Origin of the sequence: Saccharomonospora sp. CUA-673, assembly GCF_001942305.1 — a bacterium.
Lineage (GTDB): Bacteria > Actinomycetota > Actinomycetes > Mycobacteriales > Pseudonocardiaceae > Prauserella.
The window spans coordinates 24,746-48,212 of the sequence record NZ_MKKE01000002.1; the positions used below are offsets into that span (position 1 = coordinate 24,746).

General features: G+C 71.9%; 21 protein-coding genes and 5 pseudogenes. 13 read left to right on the forward strand and 13 right to left on the reverse strand.

From position 1 onward, the window contains the following. Nucleotides 1-72: 72 nt before the first annotated feature. The 4 genes and pseudogenes from BJF85_RS01020 to BJF85_RS01035 all read right to left on the reverse strand — a co-directional run bounded on the left by BJF85_RS01020 (nucleotide 73) and on the right by BJF85_RS01035 (nucleotide 4,765). A pseudogene (locus BJF85_RS01020) lies at nucleotides 73-2,132 on the reverse strand (M3 family metallopeptidase). Next, the gene (locus BJF85_RS01025) at nucleotides 2,129-2,857 is read right to left on the reverse strand and encodes a histidine phosphatase family protein (protein ID WP_075845360.1); all 729 of its coding nucleotides are present in this window, start codon (nucleotides 2,855-2,857) and stop codon (nucleotides 2,129-2,131) included. Before BJF85_RS01025 ends, BJF85_RS01020 begins: the two are co-directional and overlap by 4 nt. A 22-nt stretch (nucleotides 2,858-2,879) precedes the next feature. Then, the gene (locus BJF85_RS01030) at nucleotides 2,880-3,719 is read right to left on the reverse strand and encodes an undecaprenyl-diphosphate phosphatase (protein WP_075845361.1); all 840 of its coding nucleotides are present in this window, start codon (nucleotides 3,717-3,719) and stop codon (nucleotides 2,880-2,882) included. Then, nucleotides 3,719-4,765, reverse strand: a complete 1,047-nt coding sequence (locus BJF85_RS01035; RefSeq protein WP_075845362.1) for an LLM class F420-dependent oxidoreductase — start codon at nucleotides 4,763-4,765, stop codon at nucleotides 3,719-3,721. Before BJF85_RS01035 ends, BJF85_RS01030 begins: the two co-directional genes overlap by 1 nt. Nucleotides 4,766-4,849: 84 nt before the next feature. Between BJF85_RS01035 and BJF85_RS01040 the strand changes: the two genes are divergently transcribed. The 3 genes from BJF85_RS01040 to BJF85_RS01050 are packed head-to-tail and all read left to right on the forward strand — an operon-like array spanning nucleotide 4,850 to nucleotide 7,094. Next, on the forward strand, nucleotides 4,850-5,839 hold the full coding sequence (locus BJF85_RS01040; RefSeq protein WP_075845363.1) for an aldo/keto reductase: 990 nt from the start codon (nucleotides 4,850-4,852) through the stop codon (nucleotides 5,837-5,839). Next, a complete protein-coding gene (locus tag BJF85_RS01045) occupies nucleotides 5,836-6,873 on the forward strand; it encodes a YncE family protein (protein WP_255375297.1) in 1,038 nt (345 codons plus the stop codon). Before BJF85_RS01040 ends, BJF85_RS01045 begins: the two co-directional genes overlap by 4 nt. Further along, nucleotides 6,870-7,094, forward strand: a complete 225-nt coding sequence (locus tag BJF85_RS01050) for a DUF5703 family protein (RefSeq protein WP_075845364.1) — start codon at nucleotides 6,870-6,872, stop codon at nucleotides 7,092-7,094. The genes BJF85_RS01045 and BJF85_RS01050 overlap by 4 nt, the downstream gene beginning before the upstream one ends. Nucleotides 7,095-7,118: 24 nt before the next feature. Here BJF85_RS01050 and BJF85_RS01055 read toward each other — a convergent pair whose 3' ends face one another. Together BJF85_RS01055 and BJF85_RS01060 are read right to left on the reverse strand one after the other, a co-directional pair. Continuing rightward, a complete protein-coding gene (locus BJF85_RS01055; protein WP_075845444.1) occupies nucleotides 7,119-7,883 on the reverse strand; it encodes an enoyl-CoA hydratase in 765 nt (254 codons plus the stop codon). Nucleotides 7,884-8,388: 505 nt separating this feature from the next. After that, nucleotides 8,389-9,108 (reverse strand): hypothetical protein, encoded by a 720-nt coding sequence (locus BJF85_RS01060; protein WP_075845365.1) that lies wholly within the window; start codon nucleotides 9,106-9,108, stop codon nucleotides 8,389-8,391. 108 nt (nucleotides 9,109-9,216) lie between these two features. Here BJF85_RS01060 and cysC point away from each other — a divergent pair, with 108 nt between their 5' ends. From cysC to BJF85_RS29350, 4 genes and pseudogenes are all read left to right on the forward strand, one after another. Next, nucleotides 9,217-9,837, forward strand: coding sequence for an adenylyl-sulfate kinase (cysC, locus tag BJF85_RS01065; RefSeq protein WP_075845366.1), 621 nt, complete (start codon nucleotides 9,217-9,219; stop codon nucleotides 9,835-9,837). A 103-nt stretch (nucleotides 9,838-9,940) separates the two neighbouring features. After that, complete coding sequence (locus BJF85_RS01070; RefSeq protein WP_255375298.1) at nucleotides 9,941-10,777, forward strand: crotonase/enoyl-CoA hydratase family protein; 837 nt, start codon at nucleotides 9,941-9,943, stop codon at nucleotides 10,775-10,777. A 77-nt stretch (nucleotides 10,778-10,854) separates the two neighbouring features. After that, nucleotides 10,855-11,418, forward strand: a pseudogene (locus BJF85_RS29345) (glutamate-cysteine ligase family protein); the annotation flags it as partial. Nucleotides 11,419-11,522: 104 nt separating this feature from the next. Beyond that, nucleotides 11,523-11,966, forward strand: a complete 444-nt coding sequence (locus BJF85_RS29350; protein ID WP_255375299.1) for a hypothetical protein — start codon at nucleotides 11,523-11,525, stop codon at nucleotides 11,964-11,966. Between the two features lie 10 nt (nucleotides 11,967-11,976). On the opposite strand, the pseudogene BJF85_RS01080 reads toward BJF85_RS29350, so the two are convergent. Further along, nucleotides 11,977-13,563: pseudogene (locus BJF85_RS01080) on the reverse strand (phytoene desaturase family protein). Nucleotides 13,564-13,675: 112 nt separating this feature from the next. Here BJF85_RS01080 and BJF85_RS01085 point away from each other — a divergent pair. Further along, the gene (locus BJF85_RS01085) at nucleotides 13,676-14,668 is read left to right on the forward strand and encodes a bile acid:sodium symporter family protein (RefSeq protein ID WP_075845368.1); all 993 of its coding nucleotides are present in this window, start codon (nucleotides 13,676-13,678) and stop codon (nucleotides 14,666-14,668) included. A gap of 15 nt (nucleotides 14,669-14,683) precedes the next feature. On the opposite strand, the gene BJF85_RS01090 is transcribed toward BJF85_RS01085, so the two are convergent. Together BJF85_RS01090 and BJF85_RS01095 are read right to left on the reverse strand one after the other, a co-directional pair. Further along, nucleotides 14,684-15,346 (reverse strand): GntR family transcriptional regulator, encoded by a 663-nt coding sequence (locus BJF85_RS01090; RefSeq protein ID WP_075845369.1) that lies wholly within the window; start codon nucleotides 15,344-15,346, stop codon nucleotides 14,684-14,686. Then, nucleotides 15,343-16,527 (reverse strand): acyl-CoA dehydrogenase family protein, encoded by a 1,185-nt coding sequence (locus tag BJF85_RS01095; RefSeq protein ID WP_075845370.1) that lies wholly within the window; start codon nucleotides 16,525-16,527, stop codon nucleotides 15,343-15,345. The genes BJF85_RS01090 and BJF85_RS01095 overlap by 4 nt, the downstream gene beginning before the upstream one ends. Before the next feature lie 122 nt (nucleotides 16,528-16,649). Here BJF85_RS01095 and BJF85_RS01100 point away from each other — a divergent pair, with 122 nt between their 5' ends. Then, nucleotides 16,650-17,765 (forward strand): CaiB/BaiF CoA-transferase family protein, encoded by a 1,116-nt coding sequence (locus BJF85_RS01100; protein ID WP_075845371.1) that lies wholly within the window; start codon nucleotides 16,650-16,652, stop codon nucleotides 17,763-17,765. On the opposite strand, the pseudogene BJF85_RS26325 reads toward BJF85_RS01100, so the two are convergent. Beyond that, nucleotides 17,729-19,251: pseudogene (locus BJF85_RS26325) on the reverse strand (flavin-containing monooxygenase). The gene BJF85_RS01100 and the pseudogene BJF85_RS26325 overlap by 37 nt on opposite strands. 182 nt (nucleotides 19,252-19,433) lie before the next feature. On the opposite strand from BJF85_RS26325, the gene BJF85_RS01115 reads away from it, so the two are divergent. Beyond that, the gene (locus tag BJF85_RS01115; RefSeq protein WP_075845374.1) at nucleotides 19,434-19,742 is read left to right on the forward strand and encodes a MerR family transcriptional regulator; all 309 of its coding nucleotides are present in this window, start codon (nucleotides 19,434-19,436) and stop codon (nucleotides 19,740-19,742) included. A gap of 46 nt (nucleotides 19,743-19,788) precedes the next feature. Beyond that, on the forward strand, nucleotides 19,789-20,229 hold the full coding sequence (locus tag BJF85_RS01120) for a DUF6292 family protein (protein ID WP_075845375.1): 441 nt from the start codon (nucleotides 19,789-19,791) through the stop codon (nucleotides 20,227-20,229). Between the two features lie 31 nt (nucleotides 20,230-20,260). On the opposite strand, the gene BJF85_RS01125 is transcribed toward BJF85_RS01120, so the two are convergent. Next, a complete protein-coding gene (locus BJF85_RS01125) occupies nucleotides 20,261-20,551 on the reverse strand; it encodes a DUF2277 domain-containing protein (RefSeq protein WP_075845376.1) in 291 nt (96 codons plus the stop codon). A 96-nt stretch (nucleotides 20,552-20,647) separates the two neighbouring features. Here BJF85_RS01125 and BJF85_RS01130 point away from each other — a divergent pair, with 96 nt between their 5' ends. Together BJF85_RS01130 and BJF85_RS01135 are read left to right on the forward strand one after the other, a co-directional pair. Further along, a complete protein-coding gene (locus tag BJF85_RS01130) occupies nucleotides 20,648-21,292 on the forward strand; it encodes a TetR/AcrR family transcriptional regulator (RefSeq protein ID WP_075845377.1) in 645 nt (214 codons plus the stop codon). Continuing rightward, a pseudogene (locus BJF85_RS01135) lies at nucleotides 21,289-22,469 on the forward strand (NADH:flavin oxidoreductase). The gene BJF85_RS01130 and the pseudogene BJF85_RS01135 overlap by 4 nt, the downstream one beginning before the upstream one ends. A gap of 6 nt (nucleotides 22,470-22,475) precedes the next feature. Here the strand turns inward: BJF85_RS01135 and BJF85_RS01140 are convergent. Both BJF85_RS01140 and BJF85_RS01145 read right to left on the reverse strand, forming a co-directional pair. Next, nucleotides 22,476-23,096: an L-threonylcarbamoyladenylate synthase gene (locus BJF85_RS01140; RefSeq protein ID WP_075845445.1), complete on the reverse strand. Its 621-nt coding sequence runs from the start codon at nucleotides 23,094-23,096 to the stop codon at nucleotides 22,476-22,478. A 26-nt stretch (nucleotides 23,097-23,122) separates the two neighbouring features. Next, nucleotides 23,123-23,446 carry an STAS domain-containing protein gene (locus BJF85_RS01145; protein WP_075845378.1) on the reverse strand — a complete coding sequence of 108 codons (324 nt, stop codon included), beginning with the start codon at nucleotides 23,444-23,446 and terminating at the stop codon, nucleotides 23,123-23,125. Nucleotides 23,447-23,467: the final 21 nt, after the last annotated feature.

Below are 23,467 nucleotides of genomic sequence, written 5' to 3' on the forward strand. Positions count from 1 at the left end.
TGTCCGACCTCGCGTGAGGTCGGACAGGCCCCGTTCGCGTTCGGGGGCCGCTCCCCCGCCGGACCGCGCTCGTCAGGCCGCGCCCGTCACACCACGGCGTTCGAGGAGGGGCTGCAACTCGGGGTCGCGGCCACGGAAGGCGCGGAAGGCGTCCATCACGTCGACGCTGCCACCCTTGGCCAGCAGTTCCCGGCGGAAGCGCTCGCCGTTCGCGCGCGTCATCCCACCGTGCTCGCGGAACCACTCCACCGAATCGGCGTCGAGCACCTCGGACCAGATGTACGAGTAGTAGCCCGCCGAGTAGCCGTTGGTGAAGATGTGCGCGAAGTACGTGCTGCGGTAGCGCGGCGGCACCTCGGGCACCGCGACCCCGGCCTTGGCCAGCGCCTCGGCCTCGAACGTCTCGACGTCGTCGATCACCGTGTCCGGGCCGATCGAGTGCCACGCGAGGTCGAGCAGCGCCGCCGCCAGGTACTCGGTGGTGCGGAAGCCCTCGCCGTAACTCGTGGACTCCTTCAGCCTCGCCACGATCTGCTCCGGCAACGCCTCGCCCGTCTCATGGTGCCGTGCGTAGTTCGCCAGCACCTCCGGCCACAGCGCCCACATCTCGTTGACCTGGGACGGGAACTCCACGAAATCGCGCGGCACACTCGGTCCCTGCAGCGACTGGTACTCCACATCGGACAACAGGCCGTGCAGCGCGTGTCCGAACTCGTGGAACAGCGTGGTGAGCTCGTCGAACGTCAGCAGCGTCGGCTCGCCCTCCGGCGGCTTGGTGATGTTGAGGTTGTTCAGCACCACGGGCTGCTGGCGCAACAGCCGCGACTGCTCGACGAAGTTCGTCATCCACGCGCCGCCGCGCTTGGTCTCCCGGGTGTAGAAATCTCCGAGGAACAGACCCAGCGGGCTCCCGTCGGCGTCGAAGACCTCGAACACCCGCACGTCCGGCAGGTACCCGGCCAGGTCCGTGCGCTCGGTGAACGACAGACCGTACACCTGGCCCGCGGCGTGGAACACGCCGTCGACGAGCACGCGGTCGAGTTCGAAGTACGGCCGCAGCGCCGCCTCGTCCACCTCGTACTTGCGCTTGCGCACCCGCTCGGCATAGAAGGCCCAGTCCCACGCCTGCAGATCGTCCGCACCGTCGACGTCGATGCCGTCGCGGGCCATCTCCGCGCGCAGCTCGACCGCCTCCGCGCGCGCGTTGGCCACGGCCGGACCGGCCAGCTTGGCCAGCATCGCCTGCGCGGCCTCCGAGGAACCGGCGGTCTGGTCCTCGATGACGTAGGCGGCGTGGTGCGGGTAGCCGAGCACGGCGGCCCGCTCGGCACGCAGCTGCGCGATGCGGATGATCAGCTGCTTGGTGTCGGTGGCGTTGTTGCGGTTGCCCCGCTGCACCGACGCCCGGTGCACCCGCTCGCGCAGGGCCCGGTTCTCCAGCGACGCCAGGATCGGCTGCGCGGTCGCAGTCCGAGCGTGAGCAGGTACTTGCCGTCCTCACCGCGCCCCGACGCGGCATCCGCGGCCGCGGTGATCTGCGCGTCCGAGAGTCCGGCCAGCTCGGCGCGGTCCTCCACCAGCACCGCCAGCTCGTTCATCTCCGTCTGCAGGTTGTTCTCGAACTCGGTCTCCAGTGTGGACAGCTGTTCGTTGAGTTCCCGCAGCCGCTGCTGTTTCTCGGCGGGCAGCCCGGCACCCGCTCGCACGAACGCCAGATACGTGCGGTGCAGCAGCCAGTCCTGCTCCGGGGTCAGGTCCAGCTCGCCCCGCTGGTCGTGGACCGCCGCGACCCGGGCGAAGAGCCGCTCGTCGAGGTGGATGGCGTCGGAGTGCGCCGTCAGCTTCGGCGCGACCTCCGTGTGCGCCTGCCTGCGCGCCTCCGTGCCGTCGGGTCCGACGAGGTTGAACAGCGTCAGCACCGCACGGTGCACCAACTGCCCGGAGCGTTCCAGTGCGACGATCGTGTTCTCGAACGACGGCGGTTCCGGGTCCTCCACGATCGCCGTGATCTCCGCCCGGTGCTCGGCGAAACCCGCCTCGAACGCGGGCAGGAAGTGCTCGTCGGCGATCCGGTCGAACGGCGGCAGCCCGTAGGGCAGGGTGCTCGGCGCCAGCAACGGGTTGTCGGTCACGCGTGGTCCTCTCGTCCGGTCGAACCGCCGACCACGGCATCGCCGGCGGAGGTCGCTGTCTTGGGGTCGGCCTGCTCGGACTCGGCCGGGGGCGGCGGGACGATGCCGCCGAGGTCGCCGCCGTTGTCGTTGACGCGCAGTACCAACGGGCGCGTCTCGGCGTAGCGCACCACCGACAGCGACGCCGGCTCGACCATGATCCGCTGGAAACTGTCGAGGTGCTGGCCGAGCGCGTCGGCGATGAGCGACTTGAGTATGTCGCCGTGAGTGCACAGCGCCCACACGGCGTGCTCGCCGTGCTCGGCGGTGATGCGTGCGTCGTGGTCGCGCACCGCGGCCACCGCGCGCGCCTGCATCGCCGCGAGTCCCTCACCGCCGGGGAACACCACCGCCGACGGGTGCTGCTGGACCACCGGCCACAGCGGTTCGCCGACGAGGCTCTTGATCTCCCGGCCGGTCCACTCGCCGTAGTCCACTTCGGCCAGCCGCGGCTCGGTCACCGGCGCCAGCCCGCGGGCCGTGCGGAGCGGTTCGAGGGTCTGCTCGCAGCGCAGCAGCGGTGAACAGACGAGGGCCGCCAGCGGCACGTCCGACAGTCTCTCGACCAGTCGTCGTGCCTGCCGGCGGCCCGTGTCGTCGAGCTCCACCCCTGGCATGCGTCCTGCCAGGACACCCGATCCGTTGGCGGTGGATCGGCCGTGGCGCAACAGAATGACGGTTCCCACGCCGTCACTCTACGCGGTGCCCTCAGTGCGAGACGGGCCCCGCGTTCGGGTCCAGCACGCCCGAGAACACCAGGATGTAGAGCAGGATGCCGAGCGCGACGCGGTAGATCACGAACGGCAGGAACGAGCGGCGCTTGATGAACGACATCAGCCACGCGACCACGGCGTACCCGACGAAGAAGGCCACCACGGTCGCCAGGATCGTCGGACCCCATGCCGGCGCGTCACCGGCGCCGATGTCGGTCAGCTTGTAGAAACCGGACGCCATCACCGCGGGTACCGCCAGCAGGAACGAGTACTCCGCCGCGGCCGAACGGTTGTAGCCCATCAGCCGGCCGCCGGTGATCGTGCCGCCCGAGCGCGACACACCCGGGATCAGCGCCAGCGCCTGGAACATGCCGTAGGACAGACCGTGCTTGGCGGTCAGGTGGTCCAGCGTCCGGTCCTGCTTGCCGTAGTGGTCGGCCGCCCACAGGAACAGACCGAACACGATCAACGTGGTCGCCACCAGGCGCAGGTCGCGGAACGCGTGGTCGATCTGTTCCTCGAACAGCAGGCCCAGCACGGCGATCGGGATGGAGCCGACGATGATCAGCCAGCCCATCCGGGCGTCCTGATCGCGCCGGTACTCCGACTTGTACAGCGAGAAGAACCAGTTCTTCAGGATCGACCCGATCTTCTTCGCGAAGTAGATGATCACCGCGAGTTCGGTGCCGATCTGGGTCACGGCCGTGAACGCCGCACCCGGGTCGTCCCAGCCCGCGAACGCCGCCGTCACGCGCAGATGCGCGCTCGACGACACGGGCAGGAACTCGGTGATGCCCTGGACGATGCCCAGGATGATTGCTTCGAACCAACCCATCAGCCGGCTACTCCTGAAAGCTCGAGCGCATCCACCGCGGTGCGCAACGTGTCATGTCCCTGTTCCGGTGCCACGAACGGCGACAGTGACAACGTCGTCACTCCTGCCTCGGCGAACGCCGCCATGCGCTCGGCGATCCGCTCCTTCGGGCCGAGCAACGACGTGGCGTCGAGGAACTCGGCCGGTACCGCGGCCATGGCCCCGGCGTGATCCTTGGCGAGGAACTTCTCCTGCACCTCGGCCGCCTCGGCCTCGAAGCCCATCCGCACGGCGAGCTGGTTGTAGAAGTTCTTCTCCTTGCTGCCCATACCGCCGAGATACAGCGCGGCGTAGGCGCGCACCGAGTCGGCGCACACGCGCCAGTCGTCCCCGGGAACCAGCGGGACGGTCGGTGCGATGTCGAAGTTCTCGAGAGTCCTGCCGGCCTTCTCCGCGCCCGTGCGCAGCTGCTCGATCTGCGGCCCGCTGTGCTCGGGCGAGAAGAACACCGGCAGCCAGCCGTCGGCGATCTCCCCGGTCAACTCGACGTTCCGCGGGCCGATCGCCGCGAGGTACATCGGCACGTGCTCGCGCACCGGGTGCACCGTCAGCCGCAGCGCCTTGCCCGGCCCGTCGGGCAGCGGCAGCCGGAAGTGCTCACCCTCGTAAGCGACCTTCTCGCGGCGCAGCGCGGACCGGACGATGTCGACGTACTCGCGGGTCCGGCCCAGCGGCGAGGTGAACCGGACGCCGTGCCAGCCCTCCGACACCTGCGGACCGGACACACCCAGCCCCAACCGGAACCGGCCACCGGACAGCGAGTCCAACGTGGCCGCCGTCATCGCGGTCGTCGCCGGCGTGCGCGCCGGGATCTGCAGCACCGCGCTGCCGACGTCGATCGACGACGTCTGCGCCGCGATCCACGACAGCACCGTCGGCGCGTCCGACCCGTACGCCTCGGCAACCCACACCACGGAAAAGCCGAGTTCGTCAGCATGTTTGGCGAGTGTCAAATTACTCGCGTCGTTCCCTGCACCCCAGTAACCGAGGTTCACACCCAATCGCACGGGGCGGACACTATCGGTGGGACGACAGGCCGAAGAGGGTGCCTTGGTCAAGATCGCCGGGGGTCGCATCGTTAGTCTGGGCCGATGGAATGTCGCCCTCTCGGCGCCTCCGGCCTGAAGGTGTCACGCATGGGCCTCGGCACGATGTCCTGGGGCACCGACACCGACGCCGAGGAAGCCGCCAACCAACTCGTGGCGTTCGTCGATGCGGGAGGCACGCTCGTCGACACCGCCGACGTCTACGGCGACGGCGAGAGCGAGCGGATCCTCGGGTCCCTGCTCGCCGACCTCGTTCCCCGGGAGGACATCGTCCTCGCCACGAAGGCGGCCGCCCGGCGGGCCGCCGGGCCCTTCGGCGGCGGCGCGTCCCGCGGTTCGTTGCTGGCCGCGTTGGATGACTCGCTGCGCAGGTTGGGGGTCGACCACCTCGACCTCTGGCAGGTGCACGCCTGGGACCCCGCGGTGCCGATCGAGGAGACGCTCTCGGCCCTCGACCACGCCGTGACCAGCGGCCGCGTGCGCTACGTGGGCGTGTCCAACTACGCGGGCTGGCAGCTGGCCACCGCCGCCTGCGGCCTCCGCGGCATCGGCAGCACCGCGCCGCGGATCGTCTCGACGCAGAGCGAGTACTCGCTGCTCGACCGGGGCGTCGAGGCCGAGGTCGTGCCCGCGGCCGCCCACCACGGCATCGGCCTGCTGCCGTGGGCCCCGCTCGGCCGCGGCGTTCTGACCGGCAAGTACCGCGGCGGCACGCCCGCCGACTCCCGCGGCGCCTCGACCACCTACGGCGGCTACGTCGACCGGCACCGCACAGACCGCGCGGCCCGCATCGTCGAGGCCGTCGCCACCGCCGCCGAGGGCCTGAGCACCTCTCCCCTGGCCGTGGCGCTGGCGTGGGTCCGCGACCGGCCGGGCGTCGTCGCCCCGGTCGTCGGGTCCCGCGACGCCGCGCAGCTCGCCGGCTCGCTCGCCGCCGAGGAGCTCACCCTGCCCGACGCCATCCGTGGGGCGCTCGACGACGTCAGCGACCCCGCCGGCGGCGCCGACCACGCGCCCACAGAGGAGAACAGGTGACCGTGTCGCCCACCCGTCCCGTCCGCAGCCGCACCGTCCGGCTCGCCGCGCTGACCCTCGTCGCCGGCCTCACTCTCGCCGGCTGCTCGGACGACGGTGGCCCGGTCAGCGGTGACTCGCTCCAGGTGGTGCAGGACCCCGAGCGCGCCGAGCCCGCCGAGTCCCCGGCCACCGACGTGGAGCCGGCCGGCGAGGTCGTTCCCGCCGACGGCAACGTCACGGCGCTGGCCGCGTCCGGCGGCACGCTCGCCGTCGCCGTCGAGGGCGAGAACGCGGTGCAGCTGCACGACCTGGCCGAACCGGGCGACCCGCGGACCGTGTCCCTGCCCGGCGAGGTCGCCTCCCTGCGCACCATCGACGACCGCATCGTCGCCGCCATGCCGGACGCCGACGCGTTCGCCCGCATCGACCCCGACTCCGGCGAGGCCCGGACCGTCGAGGTCGACGGCGGCCCCGCGGCCGTCGCGGAGCGCGGCGACGAGACGCTCGTCGCCCTGCGCGACGACCAGACCGTGCAGGTGCTCGACGCCCAGGACCGCCCGACCCGCGCGATCGGCGGCGAGCTCTACAGCGCCGACGACGTGCTGGTGGCCGACGGCGGCGCCGTCGTGCTCGACAAACTGCGCACCGCAGCGTTCAGCCTGGACCTCGACGACGACGCGATCGGCGAGGGCCTGCGCGCCGGCCAGGGCGCGGCCATGGCCGACACCGACGAGTTCGGCCGCGTGCTGGTCACCGACGCGCGCAACGGCGCCCTGCTCGCCTTCGACGCAGAACCCCTCCTGCTGCGCCAGCACCACCCCGTCGAAGGGGGCGCCTACGGCGTGGCCTACGACGCGGAACGCGATGTCGCCTGGGTGACGTTGACCGAACGTAACGAGGTTGTCGGCTACAGCATGCGCGGCGGACAACCGGAGGAAAAGTTCCGGCTACCGACCGTTCGCCAGCCGAATTCGGTTACCGTCGACGACCGGACGTCCCAGGTCGTCGTCGGGTCGGCGGCCGAGGAAGGTATCCAGGTGATCGAGCCATGACACGTGCGGAAGCGGTGGTCGACGACGACTGGGAGTACCGGCGGGTGCAACTGCCGCCGGGCGTCTCGCGCGTGACCGCGGCCGTGCAACTCGCCATCCAGGCCGAGTTCACCGGCTGGGAACTGTCGAACGTCCGCCTCTACGGCGACGGCACCCGCCGGGTATGGCTCCGCAGGCGACGCCGCGGCGAACTGTGCGCCCCCGCCGGCCTCATCGCCTGACACCGCTGCCTGACGACGGAGCCGCTACCTGCCGCGGAACCGGTCCACGAACTCCTGGATCTTCGGACCGCCCGCGCTGGAGGCCTGCGCCCACGCCTCGAACTCGAGCGTCGCGTCGAAGTCTCCCCCGCCTGCCAGTCCGACGGCGGTCTTGATGTCGCGGACGAGCGCCGGATCGTGCTCCGCCCACCGCTGCGCGAGCTCGTGCGCCCGCGCGACGGCGTCGTCGGCGGTCTCGAGCGCCAGCCCCTCGGCGACGGCCGCGTCGGCGTCCAACGCGCCACCGTCCAGCAGCAACGCCATGGCCCGCTGCGGACCGAGCGCGTCGACCAGGAACCACGTGCACCCACCGCCGGGGTGCAGGCCTATCCGGGAGAACGTGGCGGCGAACGAGGCCTGCGGCCCCGCGATGCGGATATCACACGCCATCGCCAGGTTCAGCCCGGCGCCGACCGCCGCGCCCTGGACCGCCGCGATGGTCGGGATGTCGAGCCTGCGCAACCGCAGGAAGCTGTCGTAGACGCCGTGCAGCTGCGTGCGCAGCTCACCGACCGGACGCTCGGCGGCGTCGCCGAACAACGCCGGCAGATCGGCCCCCGCGCAGAACGCCTTCCCCGCACCCGTCACGACGAGCGTGCGGGCGTCGGCGTCGGCGGCGACGGTGTCGATGGCCTCGCCCAGTTCCCGGCACACCTGCTCGTCCAGACAGTTGCGCCGGTCCGGGTCGTTCAGCGTCAGCGTCCACCTGCCGCCGGTCCCGGTCAGCTCCACCTTGCTCGGCGCCGTCATCGCCTGCTCCATCCGCTCGCCGTCGGTACTCAGCGACCGATCTTGGCACGCACCTTCCACAGCGTCCGGCGCGCGGCCATCACCGGCGCGTACTTCTCGGACAGGCGCATCACCGTGTGGCGCAGCTTCACGGCGCGGGGCGGCGGCGGGGGCTTGCGGCCCAACATCCGCCGCGAGCCGGCCGGGTGCTTGAGCAGCGCGACAGCCGATTCGGTGGCGATCTCGGCGATCTGCGCATCGCTGGGCGTCAACTCGTCGGCCGTGGCCGGTTCGTCGCCGCGCGGCTCCGCGGGGCGCAGTTCGGCCAGGTCGCCGACGACGTCGTAGCCCCGCTCGGTCAACGCGCTGATGTAGCCCTCGGCCTTGTCGCGCACCCAGTCCTGGTCCTGCTTCGGCAGCGGGATGCTGCCGCGGCCGCTGCGCGCGCTGAGCGTGTTGACCGCAAGGTCGTCCTTGACCCGCGAGGCGTAGGCCAGCCACGGGAACTCCCCGTCGAGGTTCTCGTTCACGCGGCGCAGGAACTCGGTCTCGGGGTAGCCGAGCGAGAAGTTGCCGTAGTGCGGGATGTCGGTCTCGTACTTCGCCGGGTCGAGGCCCAGCAGCCCCGCGAACCGCTCCCAGAGCACGTCCGAACGTCCGCCGCGTGGCGGCACGGTGACGACATGGACCTGCTCGGGCGGCAGCGTGCGCCCCAGGTCTCGAGCACGCGCGGCACCTCCTGGTAGTCCCAGAACAGCCGGGCCGTGTCATCCAGCTCGGGTGCGCGCAGCGACGCCAGCAGGGCGGGGTAGGACGTGCTCTGCCGGGTTTTCACGTTCTCCTGCCACACCGAGGGGATCTGCCGGGCCAGGTCCCGCACCGTGCAGACGATGTGCACCTCGGCGAACGGGAAGGCGTCCACGACCTGGCGGGCCTCCTGCGGGCTCGCCGGGGCCAGCAGCTCCGAGGAGATCAACGTCGTGCCCTGGTGCGCCTTGGCCTGTTCGACCAGCCACGCCCACGATCCGGGGGTGCGCTTCTCCTTCCAGCCGCCGTACCGTCCGGGGTGGACGTCGGCGACCGCGCGATGATGCGCGCCGAGGTCATGGCCGGGGAAGGCCACGCCGTCGGCGGTCAGGACCTCCCGGTTGTGCCACAACAGCTCCTGAAGCGACGTCGTGCCGGTCTTGGGCAGCCCGATGTGCAGATAGACGCGCTGGGTGGCGGGGGTTGTCGCGGAGCTCATGGCCCCGGGAGAGTACTCGGTCACAGAGGATGGTTTGCTGTGCCCTTCCCGGCGCGTTTCATTCAGCACGGATGATGGTGTCAGCAACGTCTTTGTGGAGGAGCTTCGATGACTGCGGACCGGTCCCTTCGTCTCACCCGCGGCGCCACGGTGTGGCTGACCGGGTTGTCGGGTGCCGGGAAGTCGACGGTGGCCAACGCGGTCGCCACCGTGGTGGCCGGTGACAGCGAGGACGTCGAGGTCGAGGTGCTCGACGGGGACGAGGTCCGCCGCACCATCTCGAGCGACCTCGGCTTCAGCCGCGAGGACCGGGACAAGCAGGGCCGGCGCGTCGGGTTCATCGCCGAGCTGCTGTCCCGGCACCGGGTGCTGACCCTGGTTCCCGTCATCGCTCCGTACGCGGAGACCCGCCAGGCGGTCCGTGAGCACCATGCCGAACGGGACTCGGCGTTCTTCGAGGTCCATGTCGCGACGCCGCTCGAGGAATGTGCGCGCCGCGACCCGAAGGGTCTCTACGCCCGTGCGGCCGCCGGCGAGATCAAGGGCATGACCGGCGTGGACGACGTGTACGAGGTGCCCGAGACGCCGGAGCTGCGCGTCGACACCAGTGCCGGCTCCCCCGAGGCCGCCGCCGACCGGATCCTCGCGATGCTCCACGAGCACAAGGTGCTCGAGTACACGACGCGTACCGGCAGCGAGAACGACGCCGAGAACCCGGTGTCGTTCTGAGGCCCCCGCTCGTCTGTGCCTGTGGGCTGAGCCGTCGTTGAGGTGACGTCGGGAGGCTTCGCCTCCACCATGCCCCGGCGTATAGGCCGTTATACATCTGGATGTGGCACGCTGCTCCCGCGAGCACCGAAGCCCGAGGAGGTCCGGAGAGTTGTCCCCCCGAGTCACCGTTGAGCAGCGCGGCCACGTCCTTCTGATCGGCGTGAACCGGCCCGAGAAACGCAATGCGTGGGACCGGCGCACGATCGAGGAGGTGGGCCTCGCCTACGACCGGCTCGCCGAGGACCCCGAGGCCCGCGTCGCCGTCGTGTACGGCCACGGCGACCACTTCAGCGCCGGTCTGGATCTGGCCGACGTGTGGCCCGCGATTCAGGACGAGGGGCCGGGGACGCTGTCCGGCGGCGGCTCCTACGACCCGTTCGGACTCTGGAAGCCGCCCGTGCCCAAGCCGGTCGTGCTGGCCGTCCAGGGCATCGCGTTCACGCTGTCGATCGAGCTCGCCCTGGCCTCCGACATCGTGGTCGGCGCGAACGACGTGCGGTTCCGCCAGCTCGAGATCGGCCGGGGCATCATGCCGTTCGGCGGCGCGACCGTGCGCGCCACGACCCAGCTCGGCTGGGGCAACGCGATGCGGTTCCTGCTCACCGGCGAGGAGTTCGGCGCCGACGAGGCCCACCGCATCGGTCTCGTGCAGGAGGTCGTCGAGCCGGGCCGGCAGCTCGACCGAGCGATCGAACTGGCCGAGGTGATCGCCGCACAGGCGCCGCTCGGCGTGCAGGCCTCGCTCGCCAACGCGCGCGTCGTACAGCGCCGCGAGAACGAGCAGGCCGCGGCCGAGCACCTTCGCGAGGCGCTGCCCGGCATTCTCGCCAGCGAGGACGCCGCAGAAGGCCTCCAGAGCTTCGTGGAGCGCCGCCCGGCCCGCTTCACCGGACGCTGACCCGGCCCCGCTTTCCGAGCCCTGCCGTTCCCCGAGGCCGCGTAGGCGCTCCACCCAACAGTGAACGGAGGGACGCGATGTCCGCTGCCCGCACCGTCGGCGTCGAGGAGGAGTTCCTCCTGGTCGACCCCGACACGGGACAGACCGTGCCCGCCGCCGACGATGTCCTCACGCGCCTGCCCGAGGCCGAGGACCGGCCCCGCGTGGACGCCGGACCGGCCTGGCACCCCGAGCTGCGCGCGAGCCAGGTCGAGGCCGCGACCGGTATCAGCACCACGTCGGTGACGCTGCGCGAACAGATCCGCGCCGGTCGTCGGCGGCTCGCCGCCGCAGCCGCCGACGAGGGGCTCGCCCTGGCCGCGGCAGGCACACCCGCGGTCACGGGACCGTCGGTGCCGCTCGGCTCCGACCCGCAGTACACCGAACTGGACGGGCTGTACCGGGGTTTGATCGGCGACTACGAGGGCTGCGGCTGTCACGTCCACGTCGGCGTGCCCGACCGCGAGCACGCCGTGGCCGCGGTCAACCATCTACGGCCGTGGCTGCCGACGTTGCTCGCGCTGTCGGCGAACTCGCCGTACGACCGCGGGCACGACACCGGCTACGCCAGCTGGCGCACCATGCAGCACGCCCGCTTCCCCACCGCCGGCATCCCGCCCCGGTTCGCCGACGTGGCCGAGCACGACGCCGCCGTCGACCGGCTCGTGGGCAGCGGGGCGCTCGCGCCCGGTACACGACGTTCTGGTTGGCGCGACCCTCCCCTACCCTGCCGACCGTCGAGGTGCGCGTCGCCGACACGGCCATCACCCCGGACGAGTCCCTCCTGCAGGCCCTGCTGGTGCGTGGGCTCGTCGACACCGCCCTGTCGGGTGCCGCGGACGAGACCGAGCCCTGCGCCGACGACACGGTGCTGTCGGCCGGGGTGTGGGCGGCCGCCCGGTACGGCCTGGCCGGCCGCGGCGTCGACCCGTGGACCGCACAGGCCCGCCCGGCCTCGGAACTCGCGCAGCTGCTGCTCGACCACATCCGCCCGGCGCTCGAGGCCGCCGGCGATCTCGAGCGGACCGAGACGCTCCTCGCGCACCTCCTCGGCGAGGGCACCGGGGCGCAACGTCAGCGCCGCGCCGCCTCCGACGGGATTTGGAAGGCGATGCTGTTCGTCGCCGACGAAACCGTCCGCGACCTGTAGGCGCGGGCGGTCAGTCGCCGTGCAGCAGGCGGTGCAGGCCGCCGATGCCGGCACGGTAGAGCAGTCCGCCGGCACCGGCTCTGGCCAGTGCGGCGCGCGCCGCGTTCGCCCCGGGACCGCCGTGCACGGCCCCTCCGGGGTGGGCCGACGCCCCCGCCAGGAACAGCCGGTCCACCGGAGTGTCCGCGCGGCCCGTGCCCGGCACGGGCCGCCACAGCAGCTGCTGGTGCATCGCCGCACTGCCCCCGTTCACGGCGCCCTCGACGAGGGCCGGATTGTCGCGTTCCAGTTCGACCGGCCCCTGGACGGTCCGGGCGCGCACCCGCGAGCCGAAGCCCGGCGCGCGGCGTTCGAGCACCGCCTGCATGCCGTCGGCGAACCGGCGCACCCGGTCGGCGTCCCACCCCAGCCCGCGCGGGATGTGCGTGTACGCCCACGCCGACTCCCGGCCCGCAGCGCCCGCGACGGATCGGCGACCGCCATCTGCCCCACCACCAGCATCGGCTCCGCCGGCAGGGCGCCGAGTTCGAGGTCGAGCCCGAACCGTGCCAGCGCCTCGAGGTCACCGCCGACATGCACGGTGCCCGCCTGCGCCGCCTCGGGTGCCGTCCACGGAATCGGGCCGGACAGCGTCCAGTTGACCTTCACCGTCGCCGCGTCCCACCGGAACCGGCGCAGGTCGCGGCCCAGCCGCGCGGGCACCGCGTCGGGGCGCAGCAGCCGTTCGTAGAGGATCGGTGCCGGCACCGCCGCGAGCACCGCCCGCCGAGCCCGCACCGCGTTCCCTGCGATCACGCCGACGGCCCGCGATCCGGAGGTGACGACCCGCGTCACGGGCCGTCCGCACTCGACCCGCCCGCCCCGGGACTCAAGCCGGCGCACCAGGGCCTCGGTCAGCGCGCCCGCACCCCCGTCGGGTACCGGGAAGCCGACGTCCTGGGCGAGCATCGACAGCAGCCAGCCGAACACCGCGCTGCCGGCCTGCGCCGGACCGACGTCGGTGTGCAGTGCATTGCCCGCGGCCACCGCGCGCCCCGGCGCCGGTGAACCTCTCGCCGGCCCACGCCGTCACCGGCATCGCCGCGGTCCTGGCCAGCCGCATGCCTTCGGCCGGGCCCGCCGCACGCGCGAGCCGAGCACCAGCCCGCACCGCGGGTAGCGGGGTGAACAACGCGTCCAGCAGCCGGTCCCGCACCCGGTGCCACAGCTCGACCTCGGACGCCCACGCCTCGCCGTCGCCCGGCGCGAACGCCTCCATCGACGCCGCGGTCGCGTCCACGTTCCGCGACACGACGGCAGCCCGGTCGTCGGGCAGCACGTGCGCCAGCGGAACCGGGGCGTGCCGCCACCGCAGGCCGTGGCGGGGCAGGTCGAGCGTGCGCAGGACCGGTGAGACCGCCGCCATCGGGTAGAAGGCGCTGAACAGGTCGGTGACGAACCCCGGCTCGACCGTCTCGCTGCTGCGGACCGCCCCACCCGGCGACGGCATCGCCTCCAGCACGAGCACGTCCCAGCCCGCGTCGGCGAGCAGGTTCGCCGCGACGAGACCGTTCGGGCCCGCGCCGATCACCACCGCGTCGGCGGTCTCGCCGGACACCGGAGCGGACGGGACGACCGAAGTGGCCGGGAAAACACTCACGCCATCTGTGTACCCGACCGGGCGACGGTTGGCTTACAGTGCCATGCGCACGCATCCAGGAGGCGGCTATATGACGCAACGACGCGGCATCATCAGGGCGACCGCGGAACTCGCAGGCAAGTGGTTCGGACTTCTCGTCCTCCTCGGTGCCGTGGTCGGCATGGTCATCCCGGATCAGACGTCCGGGCTCGCCGACCACGTGCCGATCTTCCTCGGCATCATCATGTTCGGTATGGGCCTCACGCTGCGGGCCGCGGACTTCCTGCTCGTGGCCCGCAGGCCGCTGGCCATCCTGTTCGGGCTCCTCGCGCAGTTCGCGATCATGCCGTTCACCGCGTGGGGCATCTCGCAGGCGCTCGGGCTGACCGGGGCGCTGCTCATCGGCATGGTGCTGCTCGGCTCGGCGCCGGGTGGCACGGCGTCGAACGTGATCGTCTACCTGTCGAAGGGCGACGTCGCCCTGTCGGTGACCCTCACGTCCGTCTCGACGCTGCTGGCGCCGGTGGTGACGCCGCTGCTCGTGCTGCTGCTCGCCGGGTCGAACCTGCCCGTCGGCTTCGGCGACATGTTCGTCTCGGTGGCCCAGGTGGTCCTGATCCCCGTGCTCGCCGGACTCGTCCTCCGGGCCGTGGCCGACCGGTGGGTCCAGAAGTTCCTGCCGTACCTGCCGCTCGTGTCGGTCACCGGCATCGTGGTCGTCGTCGCGGGCATCGTCGGCGCCAACGCGGACACCATCGCCACGAGCGGCTGGATCCTGCTGCTCGCCGTGATCGCCCACAACACGCTCGGCCTGGGCCTCGGCTACGGCGCGGCGAAGCTCGCCGGACTCGACGAGTCCACCCGCCGGGCCGTCAGCGTCGAGGTGGGCATGCAGAACTCCGGGCTCGCCTCGAGCCTGGCGACCACCCACTTCGAGCCGGCCGCGGCGCTGCCCGGTGCGGTGTCGTCGGTGTGGCACAACCTGTCCGGTTCGTTGCTCGCCTCGTACTGGGCGCGCCACTCACCGCGCCCAGCCGACAAGCGCCCCGAGCCCGACGAGGCCACCGAACCCACCGCGCCGTAACCGCTACTCGCGGCGTTACTCCCCCAGCACCCCGGTGAGCACGTCGAGCGCCCGCTGCCGGTGCGCGTCCAACAGGCGCACGACAGTGTCGACGTCGCGGGCCCGCACCGCCTCGAGGATCCGCGTGTGGTCGTCGACGGTGCGCTCGCGTTCCTCCGGGGCGTTGTAGTACAGCGCCCGGTACGACTCGGTCGACTCCCACAGCAACCGGATCAGGCGCATCGTGTGCACCTGGCCCGGGGCGTCGAGAATGCCGAAGTGGAACCGCCGGTTGGCGGCCAGCTCGGCCACGACATCGCCGCGGGCCGCCGCCTCGGCACAGTCGCGTTCGGCGAGGGTGATCCGTTCCAGCGCGTCGCCGTCGAGCACCGGCACCGCGGCCCGCGCCGCCCGCTCCTCCAGTACCTGCCGCAAGGCGTAGATCTCGACGAGATCGGCGACGTCGAGCGCCGTGATGAAGTAGCCGCGCCGCGGCCGGTACTCGACCTGCCCCTCCTGTTCGAGCACCCGCAACGCCTCGCGCACGGGCGCCAGGCTCATGTCCAGGCGGGCGGCGACCTCCTCCTGTCGGACCCGCTGGCCCGGCCGGAGCTCGCCGGCGACGATCGCCCGGCGCAGGTCGGCCAGCGCGTGCTGCGCCGTCGTGTTCGGCGCCGTCTGCGCCGTCTGCGCCCTCATCGGAACGCCGGCGGCACGCCCGCGACCGCGCCGCCCACCACGAGCGAGTGGACGTCGGCCGTGCCCTCGTAGGTGACGACCGATTCCAGGTTGGCCATGTGCCGGATCACCGGGTAGTCGAGCGTGATGCCGTTGGCGCCGAGCATCTGCCGGGCGGTGCGGGCCACCTGCAGGGCGGAGTTGACGTTGGCCAGCTTGCCCATGCTGACGTGCTCGGTGCGCAGGGTGCCTGCGTCCTTCATCCGCCCGAGGTGCAAGGCCAGCAGCGTCGCGCGGTTGACCTCGACGGCCATGTCGGCGAGCTTCTGCTGCTGGAGTTGGAACGAGGCGATGGGCCTGCCGAACTGCTCACGCGTGGCGGCGTAGTCGGCTGCGGCCTCCAGGCAGGCTCGGGCGGCGCCGGCGGCGCCCCAGACGATCCCGTACCGCGCCTCGCCGAGGCACGAGAGCGGACCGCGCAGCGACGTCGCCTCCGGCAGGCGCGCCGAGTCCGGCAGCCGCACGCCCTCGAGGACGAGTTCGGACGTGATCGAGGCCCGCAGCGACAGCTTGGCGTGGATGTCACGCGTGGTGAATCCGGGGGTGTCGCGCGGCACGAGGAAGCCGCGCACGCCCTCGTCCGTGGTGGCCCAGACGACCGCGACGTCGGCGCGCGAACCGTTGGTGATCCACATCTTGTGGCCGTCGAGGATCCAGTCGTCGCCGTCCCTGCGGGCGCGGGTGCGCATCGAACTCGGGTCGGAGCCGGAGTCCGGTTCGGTCAGGCCGAAGCAGCCGATCGCCTCGCCGGCCGCCATCCGGGGCAGCCACTCGGTCTTCTGCTCCTCCGAGCCCCACCGGTGGATCGCGTACATCGCCAGCGAGCCCTGGACCGACACCATGCTGCGCAGTCCGCTGTCGCCAGCCTCGAGTTCCATGCACGCCACGCCGTAGGCGGTCGCGCTGGTGCCCGCGCAGCCGTACCCCTCGAGGTGCATGCCCAGGACACCGAGCTTGCCGAGGCGTTCCGGCAGGTCCGCCGGGATCTCCCCCTTCTCGAACCAGCCGCCGACGTGCGGCAGCACCTGGTCACGGACGAAGGACCGCACCACGTCCCTGATGTCCCGTTCCTCGGGGGTGAGCTGGTCGCCGATCGCGAGGAAGTCGCGTGGGTCGAGTGCCTGTGTGCTCGCTGCTGCCATGTGCCGGGCCTCCCGCCGTCGTCGGGCGCGCGGGGCGGGCGGCTTGACCCGCCACCGCGCGGACCTTAGCGTCGAACGCTGGTTTCGATTTTCGAAAAACTACCAGAAGGAGCTCGCCGCGTATGCCCGCTTCGCTCGGTGACCTGCGGATCGTGGACTTCTCCCGCGTCCTGGCCGGACCGTTCGCCACGATGCTGCTGGCCGACCTCGGCGCGACCGTCACCAAGATCGAACGCCCGGGCACCGGCGACGACACCCGCGGCTGGGGGCCGCCCTACGACGAGCGCGGCCAGGCCACGTACTTCCAGTCGGTCAACCGCAACAAGGACTCGCTCACCCTGGACCTGCGCACCGACGACGGCATCGCCCGCGCCCGCGAGCTGGTCGCCGGGGCCGACGTCGTCGTGCAGAACTTCCGGCCGGGACTCATGGACGAACTCGGACTCGGCTACGACCAGCTCCACGCGGCGAACCCCGGTCTCGTCTACTGCTCGATCACCGGCTTCGGCACGGGCAAGGGCGCCGATCTGGCCGGCTACGACCTGCTGATCCAGGCGCTCGGCGGGCTGATGAGCGTCACCGGACAGCCCGACGGGGAGCCCCAGAAGGCCGGGGTCGCGCTCGTCGACGTCCTGTCGGGCCTGTTCGCCGGGGTCGGCATCCTCGCCGCCCTCCGGCACCGCGACGCCACCGGCGAGGGCCAGCACGTCGAGGTGAACCTGCTGTCGTCGCTGCTGGCGGCACTGGTGAACCAGAGCTCGGGCTACACCTCGGGCGGCATCGTGCCCGGCCGGATGGGCAACGCGCACCCCAGCGTCGCGCCGTACGAGGTGCTGCCGTGCGCCTCCGGCGACCTGGTCCTGGCCGTGGGCAACGACCGGCAGTTCTCCGTCCTGTGCGAGCACCTCGCCGAACCCGAGCTCGCCGCCGACGCGCGGTTCGCCACGAACAGCGCCCGCGTGACGCACCGCGCCGAACTGCGCGAGCACCTCGTCCGGCTGCTCAAGGAACGCGACGCGGCCGACTGGGCGGACACGCTCACGGCCGCGCGCGTGCCCGCCGGTGTCGTCAACGACGTCGCCGGCGCGTTCCGCCTCGCGGAGCAGCTCGGCCTCGACCCGATCGTCGGCGTACCCCGCGGGGACGGCACCGAGGTGCGCCTGCCGCGGAACCCGATCGGCCTGTCGGCCACTCCCCCGACCTATCGCTCGGCCCCACCGCCGCTGGCCGACGACTGAACGACGCCACCACCTGCCGGGGTGACCCGCCCACGGGCGCGGCCGAAGCCCATGTCGTCGGTCACCCGTCCGTACCGCAACGTGACGAGGTCACGGAAGTAGTTCTGGTGCAACCGCCACGGCGCGACCCGCCCCTGTTTCGGCATCGCGTCGACGCTGCGGCGCACGTACCCCGACTTGAGGTCGATCAGCGGTTCCGGCTCGTGCCCGCCGGGGGGCCGCCGCGGCGTCGCCCGGTCCAGACCATGAGCGTCGAGGTGCCCCAGCAGACGGCACACGTACTCGGAGACCAGGTCCGCCTTGAGTGTCCAGGAGGCGTTCGTGTAGCCGATCGTCATGGCGAAGTTGGGCACGCCGTCGAGCATCATGCCCTTGTAGGTCACCGCCCTGCCGATGTCCACCGACTCCCCGTCGACGTCGAGCGCGATGCCGCCGATGGCGAGCAGGTTCAATCCGGTGGCCGTCACCACGATGTCGGCCTCGAGTTCGGCGCCGGAGCTCAGCCGGATGCCGTCGGGCGTGAACGTGTCGATCGTGTCGGTGACGACGGACGCGTCGCCCCGCCGGATGGCCCGGAACAGGTCCCCGTCCGGCAGCATGCACAGCCGCTGGTCCCACGGCTGGTAGTCGGGGTTGAAGTGCCGCTCGACGTCGTAGCCCTCGGGTAGCGCCGATCGGACGCCCTTCTCGATCAGCCTGCGGACGAGCCCGGGCCTGCGCCGGCTGAGTTGGTAGAACAGCGTCATCATGGCGGCGTTCTTGAAGCGCACGAGCGGGAACGTCAGCCGGTCCGGCAGCACGCGGGGCAGCAGCTTCGCGACCGGATCGACCGACGGCAACGTCATGATGTAGCTCGGGGACCGCTGCAGCATGGTCACGTGGGCCGCGTCCCCGGCCATCGACGGCACCAGCGTCACGGCGGTGGCCCCGCTGCCGATCACGACGACGCGTTTACCGCGGTAGTCAGATCCTCCGGCCACTTCTGTGGATGCACGAGCGTTCCGCGGTACTCGTCGACGCCGGGGAAGCTCGGCGTGTAGCCCTCGCTGTAGCGGTAGTAGCCCGAGCACACGTACAGGAACGAGCACGTCATCGTCAGGGTCTCGCCGGTGTCCGAGCGGTGCACCTCGACCGTCCACTGTGCCCGGTCGCTCGACCACGATGCCGAGCGCACCTCGTGGTGCAGCCGCACGTCCCGGTCCACGCCGTACTCGCGGGCGGTGTCGTGGATGTACTCGAGGATCGACGGGCCGTCGGCGATCGCCTCGGCGCGGCGCCACGGCCGGAATCCGTAGCCGAGCGTGAACATGTCCGAATCGGACCGCACGCCCGGGTAGCGGAACAGGTCCCACGTCCCGCCCAGCGCGCCGCGGGCCTCCAGGACCGCGACCGAACGGTGCGGGTGCCGCCGGCGCATCCGGCAGGCCGCTCCGACACCGGACAGGCCCGCTCCCACGATGAGGACGTCGACGTGTTCGGCGGTCATGGGTCTCCTCGCAACCGGGGCGACACCGCTGTCGCCCGACCGCCCCTGACGGTACCGATCCCCAGGTCAGCGCACCATGTCGTGATCACACACCAGCCGCTTGACGTTTTCTGCACCCGCGACTACATATTTATGTGAGCCGTTCGAGCGCGTTCCCGACACGATCCCGCGGAGGCGAGCCCATGAACCTGCGCGACCTGGACGACGAGCACCGGCCGATGTTCACCACCGGCCAGGCTGCCGACATCCTCGGCGTGGAGCAGCCGTTCCTGCGCAGCCTCGACACGGCGGGCGTCGTGTCCCCCGACCGTTCGGACGGCGGCCACCGGCGGTACTCGCGACATCAGCTCGGCCGGGCCGAGCGCATGCGCACCCTGTTCGACGAGGGCCACAACCTCAACGCAGCACAGCGCATCCTCGCGCTCGAACTCGAGCTGGACCAGGCACGTCACGAGGTCGCCGAGCTTCGGCAACGTCTCGCCAACGAGTGAGCCACTCGCAGCCGGCGGGTGGCGGAGGGATCGAGGTGATCATTCGGTGGACATCTACGGTTGGCACTCGACGGAATCCGCGCTGCACGCCTACGCCGCGGCCGTCACGGAGGCGGTCCCCGGCGCCGCGCAGTACACGTGCGATGCGGCGGGCACCCCGGTGAGCGCCTACATCGCGCTCGACGGGCACCTGCCGACCTTCCCCGACCGGGACTTCGCCCTGGTGTGGGACGAGCGGCACGGCTGGGGCGCCGCGATCGAGACCCACTCCGGGGAGGACCTGATCATGGTGTCCTACCTCGGTGGCGCCGATCCGGTGCCCGATCCGGCCACCGTCGGGCGGTTCGCGCGGCAACTGCTCGCCGGGGGCTCACCCGGCCAACCCGACCCGCCGGACTCCGACCGGCTGCCCGAGCTGCCGAGCCGGCTCCTGGCCGCTGCGGGCAGCAGTCCGGCAGCCGACCACGGGCCCGCGCCCGTGCTCTGACGGGGTCGTCACCGGTCCTGGGCCGCGGCGATCAGGACGTCTCGCCCGCCGCCTCGGCCTTCTGCGCGAGGCGGGCCTGCACCTCCGGTCGCCGCAGCGGCGGGACCGTGCGGGGCGGTTGCCGCCGCGGGGGCAGCTCGGACAGCAGTCGCCGGGTCGTGGCCGTGACCTCGACGACCGCGCGTTCGAACGGTTCCCGCGTCGCGTCCGACACGCTCTGCACGCCGCTGATCTTGCGCACGTACTGCCGCGCCGCCGCCTCGATCTCGTCGTCGGTCGCGGACGGTTCCAGACCCCGCAGGGTCGTGATGTTCCGGCCCATGCCCGCGACGATAGTCCAGGACGCCGACAACCATGCCTCAATCACTGATTGAAACGCCTCTTGAATGCCCGGTCGGCCTGGGTTCTACTGGCTCGCATGCCCACGACGGCCACCTCGGACGCCACGCGCGAACGCCTGCTCGACGCCGCCGAGTCACTGCTGCTCGCCCGCGACATCGACGCCGTGTCCGTGCGCGCCATCAACTCGGCCGCCGGCCTCAACCCCGCGGCCGTGCACTACCACTTCGGTTCGAAGGACGCTCTGATCGGCGCCCTCCTGGAACGCCGGCTCGCGCCGCACTGGCACGACGGTGTCCGCGCCCTCACCGGTCGCCACCGCGGCGGTGACGCGCCGACGGTCGCCGAACTCGTCGACGTCGTCCTCGTCCCGCTGGGCGAGCTCGCCCGGTCCGAACGCGGCCGCCTGCACCTGCGACTGCTCGCGCGCATCGTCCTGGCCCGCCGGGACGTCCGTTTCGCGTCCGGCTGGTTCGGGCTCCGGCCGTGGATCGCGCTGCTGCGCGGCGCCGTTCCCGGCCTGTCCGGTGCCGAGGCCGCACGCCGCCTGCTGCTGACGTTCGACCTGATCCTGCCCACGCTCGCCGCCGCCGACACGGGCGCCGCGCCGGGCCGGGCAACGTTGCGCTCCCTGCGCACGTTCGTCATCGCCGGACTCGGCTCCGATCCCCACAGCACCGACCCGAACAGCACGGGGCCCCACAACGCCGAGGAGGCCCGATGAACTCCGCGCCCGACACCGTGCCCGACGTCTTCTCCCCCGCCGCGCTCGGACCCGTGCGGCTGCGCAACCGGATCGTCAAGGCCGCGACGTTCGAGGGCCGCACGCCGGCGGGCAGGGTCACCGACGACCTGATCGACTTCCACACCACGGTCGCCCGCGGCGGCGCCGGCATGACGACCGTCGCCTACTGCGCCGTGGCCCCCGAGGGACGCACCGACCGGCACCAGATCCTCATGCGCCCCGACGTGCTGACCGACCTGTCCGCGCTGACCGATGCGGTGCACGCCGAGGCGCGGCCGTCAGCGCGCAGCTGGGCCACGCGGGCCCCGTCGCCAACGGCGCATCCAACCGGGTGCCCGCGCTCGCGCCGCAGTCCCTGCCCAGCCCGCTCAGCATGCGGATGATCCGCCGCGCCACCACCGACGACCTCACCCGCATCGTCACCGCCCACGCCGACGCCGCGCGGATCGCCGCCGACGCCGGGTTCGACGCCGTCGAGCTGCACTTCGGGCACAACTACCTGATCAGCTCGTTCCTGAGTCCACTGCTGAACCGGCGCCGCGACGCCTACGGCGGCTCCACCGCGGCCCGCGCCCGCCTCGCCAGGGAGACCGCCGCCGCGGTGCGCGAGGCCGTCGGCGACCGCATCGCCGTCACCGCCAAGCTCAACATGGACGACGGGGTGCCCGGCGGGCTCTGGCTCGACGAGAGCCTGCAGGTGGCGCGGTGGCTCGAGGCCGACGGCCACCTCGACGCCCTCGCGCTCACCGCGGGCAGTTCGCTGCTGAACCCGATGTACCTGTTCACCGGTGACGCACCGGTGCGCGACTTCGCCGCCGCGTTCCCCCGGCCGCTGCGCACCGGGATCCGGCTCAGCGGCACCACGTTCCTGCGCGCCTATCCCTACCGCGACGCGTACCTGCTCGAGCGGGCACTGCAGTTCCGCGACGCCGTGGACCTGCCGCTGATCCTGCTCGGCGGTATCACCGGACGCGAGACCATGGACATGGCCATGCGGCGCGGTTTCGCGTTCGTGGCCATGGCCAGGGCGCTGCTACGCGAACCGGACCTGCCGAACCGGCTCGCCGCGGAACCGGGACACCGCTCGCTGTGCGTGCACTGCAACCGGTGCATGCCCACGATCTACCGGCGCACGCGGTGCGTGCTCACCGGCTGAGGCGGCTCATTCGAACCGGGACGGGTCACCCGCGCCGACGCGCACGATCTCCGGCTCGTCGCCCGAGAAGTCGATGACCGTCGTGGGCTCGACGCCGCACTCGCCGGAGTCGATGACCGCGTCCACGACGTGGTCGAGCTGCTCCTTGATCTCCCAGCCCTGCGTCAGCGGCTCGTCCTCGCCCGGCAGCAGCAGCGTGCTCGACACGAGCGGCTCCCCCAGCCCCGACAGCAGCGCCTGGGGAACGCTGTGGGCGGGGATGCGCACACCGACGGTCTTCTTCTTCGGATGCAGCAGCCGCCGCGGCACCTCCTTGGTGGCGGGCAGGATGAACGTGTACTGCCCGGGCGTCGCCGACTTGACCGCGCGGAACACGGTGTTGTCGACGTGGACGAACTGACCGAGCTGCGAGAAGTCCTCGCACACCAGCGTGAAGTGGTGGCGGTCGTCGAGCTTGCGGATGCTCCGGATCCGGTCGAGACCCTCACGGTTGTCGAGCGAGGTGCCGAGGGCGAAACACGAGTCGGTCGGATAGGCGATGAGGCCACCCTGCCTGACGAGGTCCACGACCTTCCCGATCGAACGCGGCTGTGGGTTGTCCGGATGCACGTCGTAGTAGATCGCCATGGCGGCCACCCTAAACGCGAGTCGCGCTATTCGCCTTCACGGATGTCGAGCAGTTTGTCCAGTCCGGTGACCTCGAATCCGCGCAGTACGGCCCGGTTGCCCACGATCACGCGCAGCGGCGTGCCGGCGTCCTCGCAGCGCTCGTGGGCGCGCACGAGGGCGCTGAGTCCGGACGAGGCCAGGAACGTCACGCCGCCGAGATCGGCGACCACGGCCAGGGGCGGACTCGCCTCGTCGCACGCGGCATCGAGCGCCGAGGTGAGTTGGGCGACCGTGCCCAGATCGACCTCACCCTTCGCACGCACGATGACGGCGTCGTCGCTGCGGTCCGCCGTGATCACCAGTTCCATGTACGTTCCGCGCTCCCCGTG